At 65.6% G+C, this 20,260-nt stretch carries 16 protein-coding genes; 6 read left to right on the top strand and 10 right to left on the bottom strand.

What is annotated here, in order from left to right; genetic code table 11:
* Positions 1-30: 30 nt before the first annotated feature.
* Positions 31-594 carry a PLD nuclease N-terminal domain-containing protein gene (locus tag AC3ENJ_RS06540; protein ID WP_431813465.1) on the bottom strand — a complete coding sequence of 188 codons (564 nt, stop codon included), beginning with the start codon at positions 592-594 and terminating at the stop codon, positions 31-33.
* A 151-nt stretch (positions 595-745) separates the two neighbouring features.
* Between AC3ENJ_RS06540 and AC3ENJ_RS06535 the strand changes: the two genes are divergently transcribed.
* Positions 746-1,024 carry a DUF4229 domain-containing protein gene (locus AC3ENJ_RS06535; RefSeq protein ID WP_190781240.1) on the top strand — a complete coding sequence of 93 codons (279 nt, stop codon included), beginning with the start codon at positions 746-748 and terminating at the stop codon, positions 1,022-1,024.
* 22 nt (positions 1,025-1,046) lie between these two features.
* Here AC3ENJ_RS06535 and AC3ENJ_RS06530 read toward each other — a convergent pair whose 3' ends face one another.
* From AC3ENJ_RS06530 to AC3ENJ_RS06515, 4 genes are all read right to left on the bottom strand, one after another.
* Positions 1,047-1,928: a 1,4-dihydroxy-2-naphthoate polyprenyltransferase gene (locus AC3ENJ_RS06530; protein ID WP_431813464.1), complete on the bottom strand. Its 882-nt coding sequence runs from the start codon at positions 1,926-1,928 to the stop codon at positions 1,047-1,049.
* Positions 1,929-2,030: 102 nt separating this feature from the next.
* On the bottom strand, positions 2,031-2,555 hold the full coding sequence (locus tag AC3ENJ_RS06525) for a 2'-5' RNA ligase family protein (protein WP_431813463.1): 525 nt from the start codon (positions 2,553-2,555) through the stop codon (positions 2,031-2,033).
* Entirely contained in the window at positions 2,548-3,792 is a 1,245-nt protein-coding gene (locus tag AC3ENJ_RS06520; RefSeq protein ID WP_431813462.1) for an AMP-binding protein, read from the bottom strand. Before AC3ENJ_RS06520 ends, AC3ENJ_RS06525 begins: the two co-directional genes overlap by 8 nt.
* A gap of 30 nt (positions 3,793-3,822) precedes the next feature.
* Complete coding sequence (locus AC3ENJ_RS06515; protein WP_431813461.1) at positions 3,823-4,779, bottom strand: 1,4-dihydroxy-2-naphthoyl-CoA synthase; 957 nt, start codon at positions 4,777-4,779, stop codon at positions 3,823-3,825.
* 129 nt (positions 4,780-4,908) lie between these two features.
* Between AC3ENJ_RS06515 and hrpB the strand changes: the two genes are divergently transcribed.
* From hrpB to AC3ENJ_RS06500, 3 genes are all read left to right on the top strand, one after another.
* Positions 4,909-7,554, top strand: a complete 2,646-nt coding sequence (gene hrpB / locus AC3ENJ_RS06510; protein ID WP_431813460.1) for an ATP-dependent helicase HrpB — start codon at positions 4,909-4,911, stop codon at positions 7,552-7,554.
* Between the two features lie 430 nt (positions 7,555-7,984).
* Positions 7,985-8,923, top strand: coding sequence for an HpcH/HpaI aldolase/citrate lyase family protein (locus AC3ENJ_RS06505; RefSeq protein WP_431813459.1), 939 nt, complete (start codon positions 7,985-7,987; stop codon positions 8,921-8,923).
* A 188-nt stretch (positions 8,924-9,111) separates the two neighbouring features.
* Positions 9,112-10,080, top strand: a complete 969-nt coding sequence (locus AC3ENJ_RS06500) for an L-lactate dehydrogenase (protein WP_431813458.1) — start codon at positions 9,112-9,114, stop codon at positions 10,078-10,080.
* Between the two features lie 82 nt (positions 10,081-10,162).
* On the opposite strand, the gene AC3ENJ_RS06495 is transcribed toward AC3ENJ_RS06500, so the two are convergent.
* The 3 genes from AC3ENJ_RS06495 to gluQRS all read right to left on the bottom strand — a co-directional run bounded on the left by AC3ENJ_RS06495 (position 10,163) and on the right by gluQRS (position 13,547).
* Positions 10,163-10,846: an FMN-binding negative transcriptional regulator gene (locus tag AC3ENJ_RS06495; protein ID WP_431813457.1), complete on the bottom strand. Its 684-nt coding sequence runs from the start codon at positions 10,844-10,846 to the stop codon at positions 10,163-10,165.
* A 109-nt stretch (positions 10,847-10,955) separates the two neighbouring features.
* Entirely contained in the window at positions 10,956-12,497 is a 1,542-nt protein-coding gene (gene putP, locus AC3ENJ_RS06490; protein ID WP_190781249.1) for a sodium/proline symporter PutP, read from the bottom strand.
* 72 nt (positions 12,498-12,569) lie between these two features.
* On the bottom strand, positions 12,570-13,547 hold the full coding sequence (gene gluQRS, locus AC3ENJ_RS06485) for a tRNA glutamyl-Q(34) synthetase GluQRS (protein WP_431813456.1): 978 nt from the start codon (positions 13,545-13,547) through the stop codon (positions 12,570-12,572).
* A gap of 76 nt (positions 13,548-13,623) precedes the next feature.
* Here gluQRS and AC3ENJ_RS06480 point away from each other — a divergent pair, with 76 nt between their 5' ends.
* The gene (locus AC3ENJ_RS06480; protein WP_190806771.1) at positions 13,624-14,517 is read left to right on the top strand and encodes an MBL fold metallo-hydrolase; all 894 of its coding nucleotides are present in this window, start codon (positions 13,624-13,626) and stop codon (positions 14,515-14,517) included.
* Here AC3ENJ_RS06480 and AC3ENJ_RS06475 read toward each other — a convergent pair.
* A complete protein-coding gene (locus AC3ENJ_RS06475) occupies positions 14,435-15,427 on the bottom strand; it encodes a phosphatase PAP2 family protein (protein WP_431813455.1) in 993 nt (330 codons plus the stop codon). The two genes, AC3ENJ_RS06480 and AC3ENJ_RS06475, sit on opposite strands and share 83 nt — an antisense overlap.
* 466 nt (positions 15,428-15,893) lie before the next feature.
* Here AC3ENJ_RS06475 and AC3ENJ_RS06470 point away from each other — a divergent pair, with 466 nt between their 5' ends.
* Complete coding sequence (locus tag AC3ENJ_RS06470; protein ID WP_431813454.1) at positions 15,894-17,774, top strand: FAD-dependent monooxygenase; 1,881 nt, start codon at positions 15,894-15,896, stop codon at positions 17,772-17,774.
* 101 nt (positions 17,775-17,875) lie between these two features.
* On the opposite strand, the gene AC3ENJ_RS06465 is transcribed toward AC3ENJ_RS06470, so the two are convergent.
* The gene (locus AC3ENJ_RS06465) at positions 17,876-20,197 is read right to left on the bottom strand and encodes an ATP-binding protein (RefSeq protein ID WP_431813453.1); all 2,322 of its coding nucleotides are present in this window, start codon (positions 20,195-20,197) and stop codon (positions 17,876-17,878) included.
* Positions 20,198-20,260: the final 63 nt, after the last annotated feature.

The following is a 20,260-nucleotide window of genomic DNA, read 5'->3' as shown; positions in this document are numbered from 1 at the left end:
CTTCTGCGGCGTGGGGTTTCTGGTGGATCCCTAAGCGCGGTGGCCGGGGGCCGTGTCCGGTTCCGGACCCTCGTCGGTGTCGCCTGGACCATTCTTTCCGGTGCCGGCTGCGGTACTTCCACCATCACCGGGGGATTCGTCACGGGGGTGTTCCATGCCCCGGGTGTCCGTTTCGGAGGCGCCGTCGGCGTGGTCCGGGGACTCTCCGCTCAGGCGGGGGTCATCCGGGTCCAGCGGTTGAGGCTTTTCTCCCGCGGGACGTCCCGTTCGTTTGAGCTCGTTCTCCCACTCCTGGAGTCTGCGCTCGTGCGCCTGCTGCCTGCGCCGCTCCTCCAAGTTCCGCAGGAACTGGGGGTCGTCGTCCGGGCCGCGACCGCGCTGCGGCTGGGTGCCGGGCTCCTCCTTCTTGGGGCGGCCGAAGAACAACCAGAGGACCGCGCCAATGACGGGAAGCAGCAGGATCACCAAGATCCACGCACCCTTGGGGAGGGACCTGACCTTGTACTTCTCTGTTTGGGAGCATTCGATGAGTGAATAAATGATCACACCCACGGCGAGGGCGCCTGCTCCGATAATGAGTATCGCTCTGCCCATGGTGCCAATCCTAGGGCAGCATGCTGATGGTCAGCGCATCGGTTTCTGGGCGTTATGTCATGGGCGTAGCCGCGATGACACGTTGCACTGATGATCGCGTGCGGAAGCGGCATGGGGCGGGCGTCCAGGGCGTGGCGGTAGACTGACTCGCGTGAATTTCCTCAAGTACTCCCTGTTGCGGTTGGGCATCCTGGTCGTGGTGTTCGTGATCGCCATGTACGTGGGTGCGGGGCTGATCCTGTCCGGCATCGCTGCGGTGGTGGCCGCCTTCGCGATTTGTTACATCTTCTTCCCCAAGCTCCATTTGGCGGCCAGCCAGGACTTCCACCGCTGGATCGACCGCTCTCCCAAGCCCAGGAACCGCGTGGCCTTGGAGGATCAGGAAATCGAGGATTCCTACACGGATCAGCAGGCCCGCAGGGACATCTGATTCATCGACGTACGTCCCGGGGCTAGACGTACTGGTTGACCAGCACGGCCAGCGCGTAGAGCACGGTGAAGCCCAGGTTCACCAGCCCGCATTGTTTGAGCACGGGGATCAAGGCCCGGCGGTCGCTACTCTTGAGCACCGTGGCGCTGGCCGCCAGGGCCAACGGGGTCATTGCGTAGACGAGCAGGACCCAGGGATTGTACGGCACCAGCAGCAGCGGTAAAAGCATGCCCACGGTCATCTCCGTGGCGAACGTCAGGCGTGCGGCCGGGTCGCCCAGCCGGACGGCCAGCGTCTTCTTGCCCACCTCGCGGTCGCCGGGAATGTCACGCACGTTATTGGCCATCAACAGCGCGCACGCGAACAAGCCCGTGGAGATCGCCATGAGCCAGGCGTCCAGGTTCAGCCGACCGGCCTGCGTGAGCGTTGTACCCAGCGTGGCCACGGGGCCGAAGAAGATGAACACGAAGATATCGCCCAGTCCCAGATAGCCGTAGGGCTTCTTGCCGCCCGTGTATCCCCAGGCCGCGAAGACAGCGGCCACACCCACGATCGCGAACCACCACTGCTGGGACAGCACCACGAGCGCGGCACCGGCCAGGGCCGCCATGCCGAAGCACACGAAGGCCGCGCGCTTCACATGCGCGGGCCGCGCCGCTCCGGAGCCGGTGAGACGCAGCGGGCCCACGCGGTCATCGTCGGTGCCGCGCACACCGTCGGAGTAATCGTTGGCGTAGTTCACGCCGATCTGCAGGAACAGCGCCACGAGCAGCGCCAACCCGGCGTGCCCCAGGTGCACGGCGTGCATTTGCTGGGCGGCTGCGGTGCCGGCAATCACGGGAGCCGCGGCCATGGGCAGGGTCCTGAGGCGTGCGCCCTCCACCCACTGTGCTGGCGTGGCCACGGATGTACCTCCGAAAACTGGGGAACTGAATCGAGTCATTCTCTCACGCAGGGCACCGCCCGGGAGCTGAGGTACCCGTCACCTCCAGGCCCGGGGCGGTGCCTAGGCCTCGCGGGTGGAGGTCTTCTGCTCGGGATCCCACCGACGCAGCTCGGTGGCGGTCACGGTGGTCGGTGCAGGCCGGTCATGCAGTACTCCCAGCGCCCGCCCCACCTGCGAAGCACTCAAACGCTTGGCCAGGGTCACGTGGGGTGTCCACGGGCGCAGCCACCGGGAGTTCCCGTCCACCCGGCGCTGCCACTGCCCCACAATGCCGTGCATCTCGGACGGGGCAACTACGTGCTCTGCCAGGACGAACGGCCCGGAGCCCAGCACTACCACACCGTTGAGGGCCAACGGCAGCGGGAGGGCGTCCGAAAAATGGGCGCGGGCGCGGTCCAGTACGTCGGCGGGAATCCGGGCTGCCGCGAGAACGGTGATGTGCGGGGCGTTGAAGGCCCCTCGGTGGTCGGCCAGGCTCGGCAAACCCGCCGCGCGCAATGCCTGCCAGCGATCCCGGAACACGAAGTCGTCCTGCGGGGCGAAGGTCAGATCCAATGAATGAGCGGGCATATCGATATCAGCCATTCTCTGGGCGTGGTGCATCGGCGTCGGCATCGGCGGTGTCGAACAGCTGCGCGGCGGCGAGGCGGTCCGGTTTGCCGGTGCTGAGCAGGGGGAGCTCCGCTACGCAGCGCCAGTACTTGGGAACGGCCGGGGAGCCGTGGTGTTCGCGAACCAGGTCAGTGAGTTCTCTGCGCAGCTCGTTCGTGAATTCCCCGTCCCGCGGTACCACCAGCGCCGCCACGGCGTGGCCCCACTCGGCATCCGGTACCGGAACCACGAGCGCCCCACGGACTCGGGGGTGCGAGGTGAGCGCTGCGGTCACGACACCGGCCGAGACCTTGATCCCGCCGGTATTGATCACGTCATCCGTGCGGCCCAAGACGCTCAGCCCGCCGTCATCGTCGATGCTTCCCAGATCGTCCGTGCGGTACCAGCGCTGCCCGTCGATCACGCGGAAATGCTCACCGGTCTGCCGGGGGTCGTCCAGATAGCCCCCGGCAACCACGTGGCCGCCCAACCAGATGCGCCCTTCTCCCGGCCCGTGGCTGGACGGGGAGGTGAAGTGGGAAAGGTCGTCTGCGGCGTCGTTGGGCACCGTGCGGATCCGGACCGTGTCCAAGGGACGCCCGTTGTACACACAGCCGCCGCACGTCTCCGACATGCCGTACGTGCTGATCAGGGTGAGGCCGGCGTCGCTGGCTCGTTGGGCGAGGGCGGGGGACAGGGCGGAGCCGCCCACCAGGATCGCGTCGAAACGCGCGAGAGCGTTGACGGCTTCGCGGTGGGGAGCGCCGTCGGCGGGGTCCAGGATGCGTTGCAGCTGGGTGGGAACCACGGACACGTACCGCGTCTCGTGGTTCATCTCCGAGACCGCCCGTGCAAACCCCTCCGGTGTGAAGGGCCCGGGCGCCATGAGCACGGGGGTGGTGCCGGCCAGTACGGACCGCGCCAGCACCTGGACGCCCGCGACGTAATGCGCGGGCAGACACAGCAGCCACTGGCCGGGCCCGGCGGTGGCTCGTTCGGTGGCCCGCCCGGATGCCGTGAGAGCCTCCGTGGTCAGGACCGTCTTCTTGGGGCGGCCCGTGGACCCGGAGGTCGAGACGATCACCGCGGGGCCGGGGCGGGCCAGCGCACGGTCGAGGGGTTCGAGGAGCGCGAGCGGATCACCCGTCACGGGGCCGTCGAACGCGACGGTGTCCCATGGCACGTTGTCGCTGGTGGGTGCGCTCAGGGGTTTTCCGGGAAGTTCAGACATGGGTGCTGTCACGGAGAAGAAGTGGGCGGATCAGAAGTAGTAGGGGAACGCGGACCAGTCCGGGTCCCGCTTTTGCAGGAAGGCGTCGCGGCCCTCAACGGCCTCGTCGGTCATGTAACCCATGCGCGTGGCTTCACCGGCGAAGACCTGCTGACCAACCATGCCGTCGTCCGGGAGGTTGAACGCGTACTTGAGCATGCGCACGGCCTGCGGGGACTGGGCGGTGATCTTACGAGCCCATTCCAGCGCGGACGTTTCCAGATCCTCGTGGGGGACCACCTTGTTGACGGCGCCCATGCGGAACATGTCCTCGGCGGAATATTCATCGGCCAGGAAGAAGATTTCCCGAGCGAACTTCTGACCCACCTGACGGGCGAGCAACGCGGAACCGTAGCCGGCGTCAAAGGAGCCAACGGTGGCGTCCGTCTGCTTGAACTTGCCGTGCTCGGCGGAAGCAATGGTCATGTCGCAGACCACGTGCAGTGAGTGACCGCCGCCGGCCGCCCAGCCGGAGACCGCCGCGATGACCACCTTGGGCATGGTGCGAATCAGGCGCTGGACCTCCAGGATGTGCAGGCGGCCCGCACGGGCGGGATCGATGGAATCGGCCGTCTCGCCCTCCGCGTAGTGGTAACCGTCGCGGCCGCGAATGCGCTGATCGCCGCCGGAGCAGAATGCCCAGCCGCCGTCCTTTGCGGAGGGCCCGTTGCCCGTGAGGATCACCGCCCCCACGTCCGAGGACATGCGCGCGTGATCGAGCGTGCGGTACAGCTCGTCCACCGTGCCGGGCCGGAAGGCATTGCGGACCTCGGGGCGGTCGAACGCAATGCGCACCCACGGCAGAACCTTGACCACTTCACCGCTGCCATCCCGTTCGACGCCGCGGTGGTACGTGATGTCCTGCAGGTCTTCGAAGCCCTGCACCTGCCGCCACTGCTGGGGGTCGAAGATCTCGGATACCTGCTCGGGGAGTTGCGCGTTGGTCATGGGTACCACTTTAGGTGGAAGGGCGGACGGGCAGAGGCGGTTCGTGTGAACCTCCGCGCGCAATCGCTCCTTCAACTAGGGGTTTCCACCGTAACAACCGTGTCCGAGGTCTCGGCAATACTTGAAACCATGAGTGCCGTCCCCTTCGACCTGGAGCGGATCGGTCGCGGCCTGCCCTTCGCGGAGTCCGTGCCCGATCTGGAAACCGCGCTCCACCAGGGGGTCGCGGTGGTGCAGGCGCCTCCGGGGACGGGCAAGACCACGCTGGTTCCTCCCGTGATCGCCAACGTTCTTGCCCGCGCAACTGCCGTCTCGCAGACCCATGGCCGCGTGGTCGTGGTGCAGCCGCGCAGGGTCGCGGCCAGGGCGGCCGCTCGACGATTGACTGCGCTGACGGGAACGAAACCGGGCGACGTCGTCGGGTGGAGTGTGCGTGGGGAAAGCACCACCCAACCGGGCACGCGCATTGAGTTCGTGACCCCCGGGATCATGCTGCGTCGTCTGCTGAGGGACCCGGATCTGCCCGGTACGGCGGCCGTGGTTCTGGATGAGGTTCATGAGCGGGGCGTCGAATCCGACCTGCTCGTGGGCATGCTCGCGGAGCTGCGGGAACTGCGAGAGGATCTGACCGTTGTGGCGATGTCCGCGACCGTGGACGCTGCGCGTTTCGCCGAGCTGCTGGGCACGGATAACCCCGCGCCCATCGTGGATTGCCCGTCCGCGCTGTATCCGCTGGACGTCGAATGGGCACCGGGGCCACTACGCCTGGACGAACGCGGGGTGACTCCCGCGTTCCTGTCACACGTGGCGCGGACGGCCGCGGCGGCTCATGCAAAAGCCCTCAAGGCGCACGCCGGAACGGACGCGCTGGTGTTCTTACCCGGCGCGCGCGAGGTCGCCCGCGTGGCGAGCGAACTCCACAGGCTCACCGATGCCGAAATCCTGGAATTACACGGCCAGCTCTCGCCACGGGAGCAGGACCGGGCGGTCGCGGGACGCGCACCGGGGGATCCGCCGCGCATCGTCGTGACGACGTCCCTCGCGGAATCGTCCCTGACGGTCAACGGTGTGCGGCTGGTAATCGATTCGGGCCTGGCGCGCCAACCGCGTCGCGATGCCGGACGCGGAATTTCGGGGCTGGTCACGGTCTCGGCGTCCAAGGCATCGGCCGACCAGCGGGCCGGCCGCGCCGCACGCCAGGGGCCGGGCGCGGTGGTGCGTTGCTACGACGACGCCACGTGGGGTGCCATGCCCGCCCACACCGTTCCCGAGGTGCGGACCGCCGATCTCACATTCGCCTGTCTGGCACTTGCCGTGTGGGGCGCACCCGGTGGTGAAGGGTTGTCCCTGCCGGACCCGCTGCCTTCGCGTGCCCGTGCGGATGCGGACGCGGAATTGCGGCGCCTGGGTGCCATCGACGCGGACGGTCGCGCCACCGACCTCGGCCGAGTTCTGGTCGGCATGCCTGTGGAACCCCGGTGGGGCAGAGCCCTGCTGGACGGCGCCGCTCTGGTCGGGCGGCGCGCCGCCGCGGAGGTCATAGCCGCCATCGCCGACGGCGCTCGTATCCCCGCCGCAGACATCCCCGCCTTCGTGAGGCGGTTGCGCTCGGGCGGGGGAGCGGAGTCCGCACGGTGGAAGCGGGAGGTGGCCCGGCTGGAACGGATTTCCGGGGAGAGCGGTGCCGCTGCTGAGCCCGGCGTTGAGCGGTCCAATGCCGGGCACGGCGCTCTCGTGGAGGGCGACACGCACGGCGAGGTGTCCCGGGAAGCGCGGGAGGGCGCCGTCGTCGGCCTGGGGAAACCCGAGTGGATCGCCAAGCGCGTGGACACAGCGGGGGAGCAGTGGTTGCTGGCATCGGGTACGCGCGCGGGTCTCGAGCCGGGCAGCCCGTTGCGGCAGCATGAGTGGCTTGCCGTAGCGGAGTTGAGTCGCGCCGCGGGAAGGGCGGCCGCCGGGACCGGTGCCGTGATTCGCGCGGCTGCGCCGTTGGACGAGCCCACGGCGCTGCTCATTGCGGGTTCGTTGGTGAGCGAGCAGACGCGCGGCGAATTCGTGAACGGGAAGGTTCGAGCGCGTCGCGTGCGAGCCGTCGGAGCAATCGAACTGTCCTCCACGCCGATCTCCGCCGATCCCCACACCGCCCTGCCGGCCGTGCGCAGCGCGCTGCACAGCCAAGGCCTGGAGCTATTGCCCTGGGACGACGCCGCACGCTCCCTCCGATCGCGCCTCGCGTTATTGCACCGACACCTGGGCGACCCGTGGCCCGCCATGGACGATGCGGCGCTGTTGGACCGGCTCGACGAATGGCTGAGCGTGGAATTACAGGGCATCGCGCGGGGCGCTTCGCTGCGATCCATCAAGCTGGCGGATGCCCTGCGCCGGCTGTTGCCGTGGCCGGAAGCCGGCCGCCTGGAGGAGTTGGTCCCGCAGCGATTGGCGGTGCCCAGCGGGAACACGGCGCGGGTCGATTACCCGAAGATCTACTCACCGGACGAACCGGAACTACCTCCCGTGGTCGCCGTGAAATTACAAGAATGTTTTGGCTGGGCGGACACGCCACGGTTGGTGGAGGGCCGAGTGCCCGTGCAGTTCCATCTGCTGTCTCCCGCGCGGAGGCCGTTGGCGATCACGGACGATCTTCAGTCGTTCTGGTCCGGTCCGTATCAGCAGGTCCGTTCCGAAATGCGCGGCCGCTACCCCAAACACCCGTGGCCGGAGGACCCGTGGAACGCCGTGGCCACGGCGCGGACCAAGAAGCGCAGTGGTGGGTGAGAGACGAACCGCCCGCCTGCACACCGATCGACGCTACGGCCGCCCGCCCGGGCCGAGTGCACATCGATCGACGCTACGGCCCGGTACGTCGAAGATCTTGGCTTTACCGTCAACCCGTGTGCAGCGGCCCGGGGAAGGGGGGTTGCTCCGTCGATCACCGTGCACTGCGCCGCGCGAAGGACCCAAGTTGAGTCTCGGTGTGATCTTGGTTACGGTAGCCCTACCGCTTTTGCCCGGCGTGGCATCTCTCACGCGTAGGTCGTCAACGCACCGAACTGGTGCCGCTCGTCCTGGGGCTTTCTACTGGCAGCTGACCCGCTCCGACCGCATCATCTCTCAGGCCGGTTCGGGTGTTCGGCTGACCCGCGCTATCACCGCACAGCAGGTGCGGGAGCGTGTCCGTTCTTAGACACAGATCGAGAAGTGAATTATGTCCACCACCTTGTCAGAAACCATTGAAAAGACCACGGCGACCACTGAGAATCCAGGGGTCGGCCCGGAGCTGGCCCGTTCGTGGCTGCTCGTCAACGGTGCGCAGCCCGCCCGCTTCGACGCGGCCGCCAGCAGCGCAGCGGATGTCGTGGTCCTCGATGTCGAGGACTCGGTGGCTCCCGCGGACAAAACCGCAGCCCGTCAGCACGTGATCGAGTGGCTGTCCTCGCGCAACGAGAATCGCGAGCTCAATCACGGCTGGGTCCGCATCAACGGTTTCGGTACTGCCTGGTGGGAAGAAGATCTCCGTGCCATGCGTGAAGCTCCCGGTCTGGAAGGCGTCATGCTGGCCATGACCGAATCCCCGGAACACGTGACCCGCACGGCGGAGATGCTGCGCGGCACGCGCATTGTGGCCCTCGTGGAAACGGCCCGCGGCGTGCAGAACCTGCAGGACATCGCAACCGCGCGTTCCACGTACAGGTTGGCTTTCGGAATCGGCGATTATCGCCGTGACACAGGATTCGGCGAGAGCCCCATGGTTTTGGCCTACACCCGTTCGCAGTTCACCATTGCCTCGCGTGCGGCCAATTTGCCGGGCCCGATCGACGGCCCCGCTGTGGGTGCACTGGGTGCCAAGCTCGCGGAGGCCACCGGTGTCACGTCCGAATTCGGGATGACCGGCAAGCTTTGCCTGATGCCCGAGCAGACCGCCACGGTCAACGAGGGCCTGTCCCCGAGCCTCAACGAACTGTCCTGGGCCACGGACTTCCTGCAGGAGTTCGAGGCGGACGGCGGTCAGATCCGCAACGGCTCGGACCTGCCCCGCTTGGCCCGTGCGCGCAAGGTGCTGGGATTGGCCACCTCGTTCGGCATGAGCATCCCGGAGGGCTACGACGTGCATTTCGAGGCGCCCACCGACACCTATCACTGCTAGTCAACACGGGTGCTTCGCTCACCGCTCGCGACCAGTGAGCGGATCAAGTTGTCTGTCGCCCCAGTCACAAGGACTGTCCCCGGCGCGGCGGATACGTCAGAATGAATGTGGCAAGACCACATGAACCCACTGCATCCCACACATCACATGGGCATGCGGGACGTATCCGCCGTAACCGGGGAGTTTCTATGACCGCCAGCACTGAAGCCACCGTCCGTAGAACCAAGATCGGCATTGTGGGAGCGGGGTCGGTGGGCACCTCATTGGCGTACGCGGCCATGATCCGCGGCACCGCCACGGACATTGCCCTCTACGACCTCGACACCGCCAGGGTGGAGGCCGAGGCGCTGGACCTGTCCCACGGCCAGCTATTCGCCTCGGATACTCGCGTGGCGGGCTCCGATGACATTGCCGTGCTCCAAAACTCGGACGTCATCCTGGTCACCGCCGGCGCCAAACAGAAACCGGGTCAGACGCGGCTGGATCTGGCCGGCGCCAACACCGAGATCCTCAAATCACTCATGCCTCAGCTCATGGAGCACGCGCCCCACGCAATTTTCGTGCTCGTGACCAACCCCTGCGATGTGCTCACCGTGGTGGCCCAGAAGATCACGGGGCTCCCGCGCCGACAGGTCCTCAGCTCCGGCACCGTGCTTGACACCTCGCGCCTGCGCTGGATGATCGCCAATGAGGCCCGGGTCAACACCACCAGCGTGCACGCATACATCATTGGTGAACACGGGGATTCCGAGTTCCCCGTGTGGTCCTCCGCCTCCATCGGCCAGGTTCCGTTGCGCGAGTGGGAGATCGACGGCCGCAAGCCGTTCACCGAGCAGCGCCTTGCCGAGATGACGGAGCAGGTGGTCAACGCCGCGTACAAGGTGATCGCGGGTAAGGGCGCCACCAACTACGCAATCGGGCTGTCCGGCATCCGTATTGCGGAGGCGATCCTGCGCGACCTGCGCTCCGTACTGCCCGTCTCGTCCATCCTGGACGACTTCCACGGCATCAGCGGACTCGCGCTCTCCGTTCCGTCCATTGTGGGTCGCCGCGGAGTGGAACAACCGCTCGCGATCCCCATGGGCGAGCACGAGGAACAGCAGCTGCGCGATTCGGCCCGGGCAATGCGCACGGCCCTCGTCTCCCTCGGCTTCTGATCCCGCCCGCCCGGCCACGGCGCGCGAGGGGGGACGACGCCGTGAGCGCCGTCGTTCTCGAAAGGTCACAGAAGATTCCGTTTCACCGGCCGGGCGGGCCCTTCTCGTTACGGGGCGTGGCCGTGCGTTCCATGAGATCGGCGAGGTAGCGCGCATCCTGGTGCCGCATGAGGGATAGACGATCGGCGGTGCTCGCAACCTCGTTCGCGGCTCGGTTCTGGCCGATTTTCGACTTGAACTCCATGGTCCGGGGGCGCAGCCGGAAACCCGCGATGGCACTCAGCAGCCGCCCCATCGTCGCCTCGGCGCTGGCGTCCAGCCGCCACGGCCCGGAAGGCCCGGCGGACGGAGTGGTATCGGGGCCCTCCTGTTGCGGGCGCACCTGCTTCTCATGGTGGTCTGTGAGTCGCCGCAGGTGATCCTCCAGCGCGGGTTGGTCCATCATGGTGGCTCGGCCGCGAATGTGGACGGGCTCGAAATCGTAGGTGGGTAATCCCGCATGGGTGTACCAGTCCGGACTGATGTAAGCGGAGGGGCCGGGGAAGATCAACAGCACCTCACGGCCCTGGGCCAACACCGTGTGCAACGGATCGGCCCGGGGGATGTGGCCCTCGATGGCCACGGAACCATCGGCTTCTCGGACCGTCAGCATTGGCATGTGGGCGGCCACCAGGTCGGAACCCACAATGATCCCCAGGGGGTAGTCGGCAATGACATGGGTGAAATCGTGGCCGGCCACGGGTTGGTAGAGCGCATTGATCAGCATGGTTGCATTAACGCCGTGATCGGATGACAAAGCAAGGCGCCCGCTCACCGGGTGGTGAGCGGGCGCCAAGCTTCGTGGGCGGGGAAGCTACCCCGGCCGTGGGTGGAACTTAGTTGCGGCCGGCGGCCGCGTCGGATTCGATGCGCGTGGCGGCAGCGGCGTCCGTGGGTGCCGGGTGGGGGTCGGTGGCCAGGCGCACGGCCTGGTCGAACTCGGCCTCGATCTCCGGGTCACGCTTGTAGGTGGCCAGGGAACCGATAATCGCGGCCAGCATGCCCAGGAAGAAGCCGGGGATAATCTCGTAGAGGTCGCTCCACGGGGTGTACTGCCAGACGAACACGGTCACGGCGCCCACGATCATCGCGGTGATTGCACCGGTGTTGGTGAGCTTGCGCCAGAAAAGGCTCAGGATGACCACGGGGCCGAAGGCAGAGCCGAACCCGGCCCACGCGAAGCCCACGAGTTCCAGGATGGTCGCGTTCTGTTCCCACGCGAGTGCCGCGGCAATGACGGCCACCAGGAGCACGCCGGCGCGGCCCATCCACACCTGGGCCTTGGGAGACGGGGTCTTCTTGGCGGCCAGGTTGTACAGGTCTTCCACCAGTGCGGAGGAGGACACGATCAGCTGCGAGGACACGGTGGACATGATTGCCGCCAGCACCGCCGCCAGCACCAGGCCGGCCAGGGCGGGGTGGAACAGGATCTGCGACAGGTCCAGGAACACGGCCTCCGGGTCGGTGGGCTCCTGATCCGGGCGGTTACCGAAGTAGGCGATACCCACCAGGGCGGTCGAGATGGCACCGATCACGGTGAGGATCATCCATCCCACGCCGATGCGCCGGCCGGACTTGGCATCGGCCGGGCTGCGCAGGGCCATGAAACGCACAATGATGTGGGGCTGACCGAAATAGCCAAGGCCCCAGGCCAACGCGGAGATGACGCCCACGGCGGTGCCGCCGGCCAGCAGGGACAGCGCGTCCGGCTGGGCGCTCTGGATACTGTCCACCATTTCGGCGGGGCCGCCCACCAAGAACAGACCCACGACCGGGACCGTGAGCAGCGCCAGCAGCATGAGTATGCCCTGGAAAAGGTCCGTGTAGGAGGCGCCCAGGAAGCCACCGAAGAATGTGTAGAGCACGGTCACGCCCGCGATCAGCAGCATGCCGACCAGGTAGGAGGAGCCGAATGAGGACATGAAGAACACGCCACCGGCGACCATGCCGGAGGAGACGTAGAACGTGAAGAACACCAGGATGATCACACCGGACACCACGCGCAGCATGCGGGTGTTGCCCTTGAGTCGATTGTCCAGGAAGGACGGGATGGTGATCGAGTTGTTGGAGACCTCGGTGTACGCACGTAGCCGCGGGGCCACGAACTTCCAGTTCAGCCACGCACCGATAGTCAGACCAATGGCGATCCAGGCTTCGACCACGCCCGCCAGGTACACGGCCCCGGGCAGGCCCATGAGCAACCAGCCGGACATATCCGAAGCACCCGCGGACAGCGCGGCCACGCCGGGCTTGAGATTCCTTCCCCCCAACATGTAATCATCGAGGTCCTTTGTCTTACTGTTGGCCCACAGGCCGATCGCGATCATGCCCAAGAAATAAATCACGATCGCAATAAGTTGATACGCCTGGTCGGACATGGGTGTCCCTTCCGGTGCGAGGTATTTGAACGGCGTCCACTGTAGGGGACGCTATTTAGCTCCCCAAAGCGGTCAGGAGTTATGACTGGCCCGAGGATGGGGTCGAACTCGCTTTTCGGGCCATTCCGTAAAGGTGGCGGGTTCTGTGTCCCAGACCCCGGGATTCCAGTCCTTCAGCAAGTCAGCCGTGGAATTCAAGGCGTGGGCGACCCCCAACGATTCACCGAGCCACACGAGCACGTCGCGCGTTGTGTAACCCAGAGCATGCAATTCATCAAGTGTTACAGCTCCGTCGCGTTTAGCCAACCGTACACCGGTCGGTCCCAGCACCAGGGGGACATGAACGTACTCGGGTGCTCGATAGCCCAACAGTCCGGCCAGGTAGGCCTGCCGCGGTGCCGAGGAGAGCAGATCGTCCCCGCGCACCACCTGATCGATCCCCTGGTGGGCGTCATCCACGACCACGGCCAGGTTGTAGGCGGGGGTGCCGTCGTTACGCACCAACACCATGTCATCCACGGCGCCCGTGTAGACACCTGCGAAATAGTCGTGCACGGCGAATTCATTCACGGCTGCGCGCAGGCGGATGGCCGGCGGCCGCTCTTGCCGACGCCGCTCGCGAGCCTCCGCGCTCAGGTTCCGGCACGTACCGGGATAAGCCCCGGGAATGCCGTGCGGCGCCGATGCCGCCGCGTGGATCTCCTTACGTGTGCAAAAGCACTCGTAGGTGAGACCCGCGTCCGTGAGCCGTTGGACCTCGCCCAGGAACTGGGGAATCCGGGGTGCTTGGTAATCGACCGGGCCGTCCCACTCCAGGCCCAGCTCCACCAAGTCCGCCACGTTACGTTCCGCGGCGCCCACCTTCACCCGATCCAGATCTTCCACCCGGAGGAAGAACTTCCGGCCCGTGGCACGAGCAAAGCCCCACGCTGCCAGCGCGGTGCGCAGATTACCCAGGTGAAGATCCCCCGACGGGGAGGGCGCGAACCGCCCGGCCGGCGGTAGGGCGGCGTCGGACGGGGGCGGTGAGACGGGCTGGGAGGGGAACACGCCGGACAGGCTAGCACCGCCGGATTTCCATCGTCGGGTTGATGTGGAGGGGGTTCCGGGCGGTTAGGCTGTCCGCATGGCACGCATCCACGAGTTGCGCGACGGCGTCTACGTGATTGGCACGGATAACTGGAGATTGAACTCCGGGCTCATCGTGGGATCTCAGCGTGCCCTGGTCATTGATACGGGCGCGGGACCCCGGCAAGGCCGGGAGATCCTGGCGGCCGTCCGAGAGATCACGCAACTGCCCCTCACCGTGGTCAACACTCACGCGCACTACGACCATTACATGGGCAACGCGGCATTTCAGCGTGCCGGGGTGGTGGAGTTCTGGGCCCACAAGGCCTGCGGCGCAGCCATGCGTCAGCACGGTGATTTCCAGCGCAGTTTCGTGAGCACCCAGGAACCTGAAATGGGCGACGGTGAGGGGCTGGACACCCAGCTCGTGTTCCCCACCAACACGGTGCCCGGCAACGGCCGCAGACCATCGCTGACACGTATTGAACTTGGGGACAAGCTCGTGACCCTGTTCTTCCTGGGGTTGGGTCACACCGACAACGACGTGTGCGTGGGCGTGGCGGACATCGTCTTCTGCGGTGACCTGGTCGAGGAAGGGGCGGACCCCAGTTTCGAGGATTCGTACCCGCAACGCTGGGTGGAGACCCTGCGCGCACTGGCCGCCCTGGAGCGGTACAAGGTGTTCGTGCCCGGCCACGGCAGCCCGGTCTCCAGCACGTTCGTGCTGCAACAAGCCGACACCATGGCCCTTGCCTTGAAGCGCGCCGAGCAATCCGATACCGCGGCGCACGGCACACTGACCGCCTCCATGTACCGGCTGCCGTATCAGGCCGGCGTGGCCCGGATCTTCCTGGATCGGTTGGCTACCGTCAGGACAGAGACCGCAGCCAGCGAGCCACAGCCCGCCAACTCAGAGCAGATGCAGCCGCAATCCCAAGGTATCCGGCAATAACGGTGGCACGGCCGGTTCCCGTACCGGACACCGCGGGCCAGGGCAGCAGGGCCACGGTCACTGTCACGCCTGCTGCCAGGACGATCAGCGTGATCACCGCACCCAGACGCGGGCGCACCGGCGCGGCATAGCCGTAACCGGGGCGACCGTACTGCGAAGAGGTGCCCTGCTGGTATCCCGGGTGCTGGTATCCCGGGTGCTGGTACTGGTGCGGTTGGGGCGGCTGCTGCCGGGGTGCTGCTGGCGGAATGAAGGCGCTGTCGCCCCGATCCTCCCGCTGCAGGAGGTTCCCGCGGCGGACAGCCATCTTCTGCCGCACCCTGCGGTACGCATCGGTGGGACGGACTCCGGGGCGGGACAGGGCGCCGTCGACGAGCCTGATCGTCAGGACCGCGAGCACACCCCAGGCACCCACCACGAGGAGGGCGGCGGCGGCGTCGGAGGGGCGGTGCCAGCCGTTAAGGACGGTGAGCATGCCCGTGATGGCCGCCATTACCCATCCCCAGGTGGCTGTCTTGGCGCGTAAATGCGGGGGAGCGACCAGCAGGAGCGTCACGAGAATTGTGGCCGTGGCTGTGGTGTGACCGGACGGAAACGAGTTGTGCACAATCTGCTGGATGCCGTAATCGGGCTTGTCCAGAAGCACACGTTTGAGGAACTGCGTGGTGAGGTTCGCCCCCAGGATCATTCCCAGGCCGACAAGCGCGGGAATCCAGCGGCGGGTACGCACCGTCCACACGAGAGCCAGAACAGCGGCAGCAATCGACACCAGCTCCGGCACGTGCCGGGCCGCAGCCAGGAAGATCCACGGGAAGAAGGTGGTGCGATCGGCCTTGGCCTGCGTGAGCGCCTCATCGTCCAGGGACTGGCCCGTCATGGTCATGAGACTGATGTAGCTGGTCAGGGCCACGCAAGCACTCAACACCGCCACGGTGAGCAGCGGTCGGAGCACGGTTGGCAGAGAGAGTGAACGAGCGGGCGCGGGAGGGTATGACAACGGGCAGCCTTATCGGGGGAAGTCAACGAAGTTGGTTGGATCCGGGTGATCGACCATCGCATCATCTTCCCACGGACGGCTTTGGTGGGGCTGAGAAGACTGAGACCAAGGGGCGGAAACCCGGCCGACCATGCGTGCGGTGGCCGTACAGCTCAGGTTCGCGGTGCTGGCACCGACCATCAATCGATACGAATCGGCTCACAATGTGGAATACGCGTAGTCTCACCCTTTCGCCGTGTTGGGTTGTGTGCTAGCTGCCACATTTTTCGAACTCTTTTCCGCCGTGTGCCTCTGATTTGGTTGTGATGACTCTACGGCCGTTCCTAGCGTGTGATGCACGACATACGGAATTACCCCGTCCGCACACAGAGGAGATCTCGTGCAGTTTCATGTTGATGGTTACCAGACAGGCGATCCGATGACCATGCCCGCTCAGGGCTACGGAGTGGACCGTCCCGAAAAGCTCCCCGAGACCATGGATGTCTTGATTGTGGGTTGCGGCCCGGCCGGATCCATCGCGGCGGCGCAGTTGTCCCGGTTCCCTCAGGTCAATACGCGGTTGATCGAGCGTCGCGGACATCGGTTGCCATTGGCTAACGCGGACGGAGTGCACTCCCGGACCATGGAGACGTTCCAGGCATTCGGTTTCGCCCACGAGATCTACGAGGAGGCCCACACAATCACGGACATGGCGTTCTGGAAGCCGGATCCCCAGAATTCCCAGCGCATCGTCCGCGAGATGAGCACTCGCGAACTCCCGCCGGAATTCAGCGAGTGGCCCATGATGCTGATAACCCAGGTGCGCATCATCGACCATTTCAACCGTTTCATGAAGAACGCGCCGACCCGCATGGAGCCGGACTACGGCTACGAATTCGTGGACATGGAGGTGGCTCCCGACTCGGAAGAGCGGGAGTACCCGATCACCGTGACCCTGCGTCGTTCCGCGGGACCGGACGAAGGCCAGGAAATCCAGGTTCACACCAAATACGTGGTGGGTGCTGACGGCGCTCGTAGTAATGTTCGGAAGTCGCTGGGATACCGCCTGCACGGTAAGCAGGCCAACCACGCGTGGGGCGTCATGGACATCTACGCGGACACCGATTTCCCGGACGTGAGGAAGAAGTGCACCATCAAGTCCTCGACCGGCCGCACGATCTTGCTGATCCCGCGCGAAGGTGGATTCCTGTTCAGGCTGTATGTGGATTTGGGCGAGGTTGCGGAGGGTGACCGTTCGGTGCGTGAGACCCCGCTCGAGGACGTGATCGCCACTGCGCAGCAGATCATGAGCCCCTACAAACTGGATGTCAAGGACGTGGTGTGGCATTCCATCTACGAGGTGGGCCACCGCGTGTCAGACCACTTTGACGACCGCGCCTCGGAGAAGACCACTAGCGAGGATCCCCGTGTGTTCATCACGGGCGACGCGTGCCACACCCACTCCGCCAAGGCCGGCCAGGGGATGAACGTGTCCATGCAGGACGGGTTCAACCTGGGCTGGAAGCTGGGCCATGTGTTGTCGGGGCACAGCCCCAAATCGCTCTTGCGCACCTACGCGGAGGAGCGTAAGGACATCGCGCACCGTCTGATCGAATTCGACAAGGCCTGGTCCACGCTCATGGCGCAGCCCAGTGACCAGTTCGAGAACCCGCGTGAACTTGAAGAGTTCTACATTCAGAACGCCGAGTTCAACGCTGGGTATCTCACCGAGTATGAGCCGTCCATGATCACCACGGACGACCGCCACCAGCAGCTCGCGAAAGGCTACCCGCTGGGGCGGCGTTTCAAGTCGGCCATGACGGGTCGCGTGTGCGACCTGGTTCCGATGCACATTGGCCATGACCACTTTGCAGATGGCCGCTGGCGCATCTACGTTTTCGCGGACGACGACGCTCCGGGCACCTCCCTGCCCCTGCAGGACTGGGCCCGCTGGGCCGAGGGGGCCCTGTCACCCGAATTGTTCGACACCAAGCTGATCCACCGGCAGCTGCACACTGAGTTCGATGTCTCGGACGTTCCCGAGGCATTCAAGCCTAAGACCGGCAAGTTGCAGCTGACGGACATGGAAAAGGTTTTCGGCACCTTGGAGGACCACGACATCTTCGAGGAGCGAGGCATCGGTAAGAACGGTGCCGTGGTGGTCGTCCGCCCGGACCAGTACGTAGCCGGTGTGTTCCCGCTGGCGGACACCGGCGAGATCGAGACCTTTCTGTCGGGCGTGATGCCGGCCGTGCGGGCGGAGGCTCCGGTGGCGGGCTGATGCCCATGTATTACCGCAGCGAGGCTGACCGCTGACGGACATGGAGTGTGGCTCCGGACTTTTGGTCCGGGGCCACACACTGCGTGGTGCGGTCTCGGGGCCTAACCCGATTTCTTACTACTCACCCACGACGCGATGTGCATGCGTGACGTGAAATCCAGTTTGGTGAGGATCCGTCCCACATGTCCGTCCACAGTGCGGGGAGATACCACCAGTTCCTGGGCCACTTGGCGGTTGGTCAGTCCTTGCGCCACCAGTTCCGCGACTTCCCATTCCTTGCGGGTAAGGGGCGCGATGTCCGCATCGGTGGAGGCGCCTTCTCTCGGTTCCGTCAGGGCAACCTCAATGGCTGCCTCCTTGGACAGCGGCCGTTGGTCGAAGGGACGGGAATCCCGGTGGGCAGGGTCCAGACCTTGCCGCACTCGACGGGCCGATGCCTGAGAGATTTGTTCAATATGGGGCCCAAAGGCACCAATGGTGGTGCCCAAACCACGCCACACGTTGGCTGCCGCGCCGGAAAGTTCGAGTGCGCGCGGAAAATCCCGCGTGGATGCGGCCACCCACGAGAGCAATTCGATGGTCAGAGCGGTGCAGATGGCGTCCTGAAAGTGCTTCTGGATTGTGAGGGCCTCAGTGGCGGCGGCATGAGCGGCCACATGATCACCCAGCATCCAGTGGCAGATCCCGCTGATCCACAACGCGTATGCGCGGTTCCATAGTTCATCGTGTTCGCTGGCTATTTCGATGGCTCGGTCGCACGTGGCCAGAGCGATCCGGGGGTCACCGTGAAGGACCTGCGCCATCCCGAGTTGGAACTGCGCCGTGAGGCTCGCCCCCGTGTCACCCACGCGGTCATGGGCCGTCACAGCACGCTCGTACTGGCTGATCGACGTTGTCAGATCACCCGTGAACAGACTATGCAGACCGGCCCAGTGCCGGGTGTGGGCGAGTAATCCGTCATCGTGCAGTGCCGTAGCTACGCTGCGGCACTCGGTCAAATACTCGGCACCGGCCTCATGATCCCCTTGCAGCAGGCTGACCCAGCTGACCACCCACAGGGCCGCACCGCGCTCGGGCGTGGCTGCGGCGTCGTCGTGTCCGTCCAGAACACGGTCGAGCCAGTACCGACCTTCGCTGAGGTAACCGTCCGAAACCCAGTGGTGACGTAATGCGACCGCAAGGCGCGTGGCGGAGATCAACTCGCCCGGCGTGCTCACCGACCACTCCAGGGCGGCCATCGAATTGTGACGTTCGGTGCGCGCTCGAAGGATGAATTCGCTTTGTCGCGGACTGCACCATTGCGCGACCATGGTTTCCGCCCGCCGCAGGAAACAGTCCCGATGTCGATGGTGCAATTCACCGGCCGCACCTTCCCCCAACCGCTCGGCACCGTATTCCCGGACCGTCATGAGCTGGCGGTAACGCACGGTTTCCCCGGTGCGTTCCGTGAGGAGAATGGACTTTGCGACGAGGCGGTCCAGGAGGTCCAAAATCAGGTCAGGGCTCAGGTCGCCGAAACCACAAACTTCCTCTGCGGCGTCCAGGTCGAAGCTGCCCGGGAATACTGTGAGCCGCTGCCACAGGACCTGTTCCTCCGGGCTGCACAGCTCGTAGCTCCAGTCGATCAAGGCCTGAAGCGTCCGGTGGCGCGGTTGCGCCGTTCGCGAGCCCCGGGACAGGAGACGGAACCTCTGATCCAGCCTCTCCAATAACTGAGTTACGGACATGCTTTGTAGCCGCGCCGCTGCGAATTCAAGGGCCAGCGGCATCCCGTCGAGACGAGTGCACAGCTCAATGACGGCGTGTCGGTTCTGCGGGGTGATCGCGAAGTCCCCGATCACGTTGCGGGCTCGGTCCACCAGGAACGCAACGGATTCGAACTGCTCCAGGTTTCGATCTGAGAGCTCGTCATTGGTCGAGGGCAGGGTCAGGGGCGGAACGGGAAGGACAGTTTCGCCCGCGATATTCAGGGGTTCGCGGCTCGTGGTCAGAACTTTCACGCCGGGAGCTGTGGCTAGCACCCGGTCGACGAGTTCCACGGCCGCGGGGAGCACATGTTCGCAGTTGTCCAGGAACAACAACAGTTCTTTGTCACGCAGGTAGGTCACCACGCGCTCCAAAGCCGTGCGATGGGACTGGTCGGGAATGGCCAGCGTCGAGGCGACGGCGGGACTGATTGGTGCGCCGCAGTTCAGGGACCCTAGGTCCACCATCCATGTGCCGTCGTTGAACTGACGGCGAAATCGTTGAGTGACCTCAATGCCCAGCCGGGTCTTGCCGACCCCGCCCGGCCCGGCCAACGTGGTGAGCCTGGATCGCGTGAGCGTAGCCCGCGCCTCGCTCAATTCCTTGCGGCGGCCCACGAATGTGGTCACGGCGGCGCTGCTCGGCAAGGAATCCTGACCGGTTAGTTGGGCGCTCATGCCAACATTTTCTCCCGACCGAGCGGGGAAGCGAATCGGCGCCCCGGCACGAGGTGTGTGCCG

The sequence above is a fragment of the Kocuria sp. cx-455 genome (assembly GCF_057707085.1).
Note: the sequence above shows the minus strand (reverse complement) of the source record. Positions and strands in the feature narration are given on the sequence as shown.

What these genes read in the sequence shown, in the direction of transcription:
- AC3ENJ_RS06525 (WP_431813463.1), bottom strand. Translation starts at nt 2,555, where the DNA reads ATGGCTGATATCGATATGCCCGCTCATTCATTGGATCTGACCTTCGCC.
- AC3ENJ_RS06505 (WP_431813459.1), top strand. Translation starts at nt 7,985, where the DNA reads ATGTCCACCACCTTGTCAGAAACCATTGAAAAGACCACGGCGACCACT.
- AC3ENJ_RS06480 (WP_190806771.1), top strand. Translation starts at nt 13,624, where the DNA reads ATGGCACGCATCCACGAGTTGCGCGACGGCGTCTACGTGATTGGCACG.
- AC3ENJ_RS06515 (WP_431813461.1), bottom strand. Translation starts at nt 4,779, where the DNA reads ATGACCAACGCGCAACTCCCCGAGCAGGTATCCGAGATCTTCGACCCC.
- AC3ENJ_RS06540 (WP_431813465.1), bottom strand. Translation starts at nt 594, where the DNA reads ATGGGCAGAGCGATACTCATTATCGGAGCAGGCGCCCTCGCCGTGGGT.
- AC3ENJ_RS06465 (WP_431813453.1), bottom strand. Translation starts at nt 20,197, where the DNA reads ATGAGCGCCCAACTAACCGGTCAGGATTCCTTGCCGAGCAGCGCCGCC.
- AC3ENJ_RS06495 (WP_431813457.1), bottom strand. Translation starts at nt 10,846, where the DNA reads ATGCTGATCAATGCGCTCTACCAACCCGTGGCCGGCCACGATTTCACC.
- putP (WP_190781249.1), bottom strand. Translation starts at nt 12,497, where the DNA reads ATGTCCGACCAGGCGTATCAACTTATTGCGATCGTGATTTATTTCTTG.
- hrpB (WP_431813460.1), top strand. Translation starts at nt 4,909, where the DNA reads ATGAGTGCCGTCCCCTTCGACCTGGAGCGGATCGGTCGCGGCCTGCCC.
- AC3ENJ_RS06520 (WP_431813462.1), bottom strand. Translation starts at nt 3,792, where the DNA reads ATGTCTGAACTTCCCGGAAAACCCCTGAGCGCACCCACCAGCGACAAC.
- AC3ENJ_RS06500 (WP_431813458.1), top strand. Translation starts at nt 9,112, where the DNA reads ATGACCGCCAGCACTGAAGCCACCGTCCGTAGAACCAAGATCGGCATT.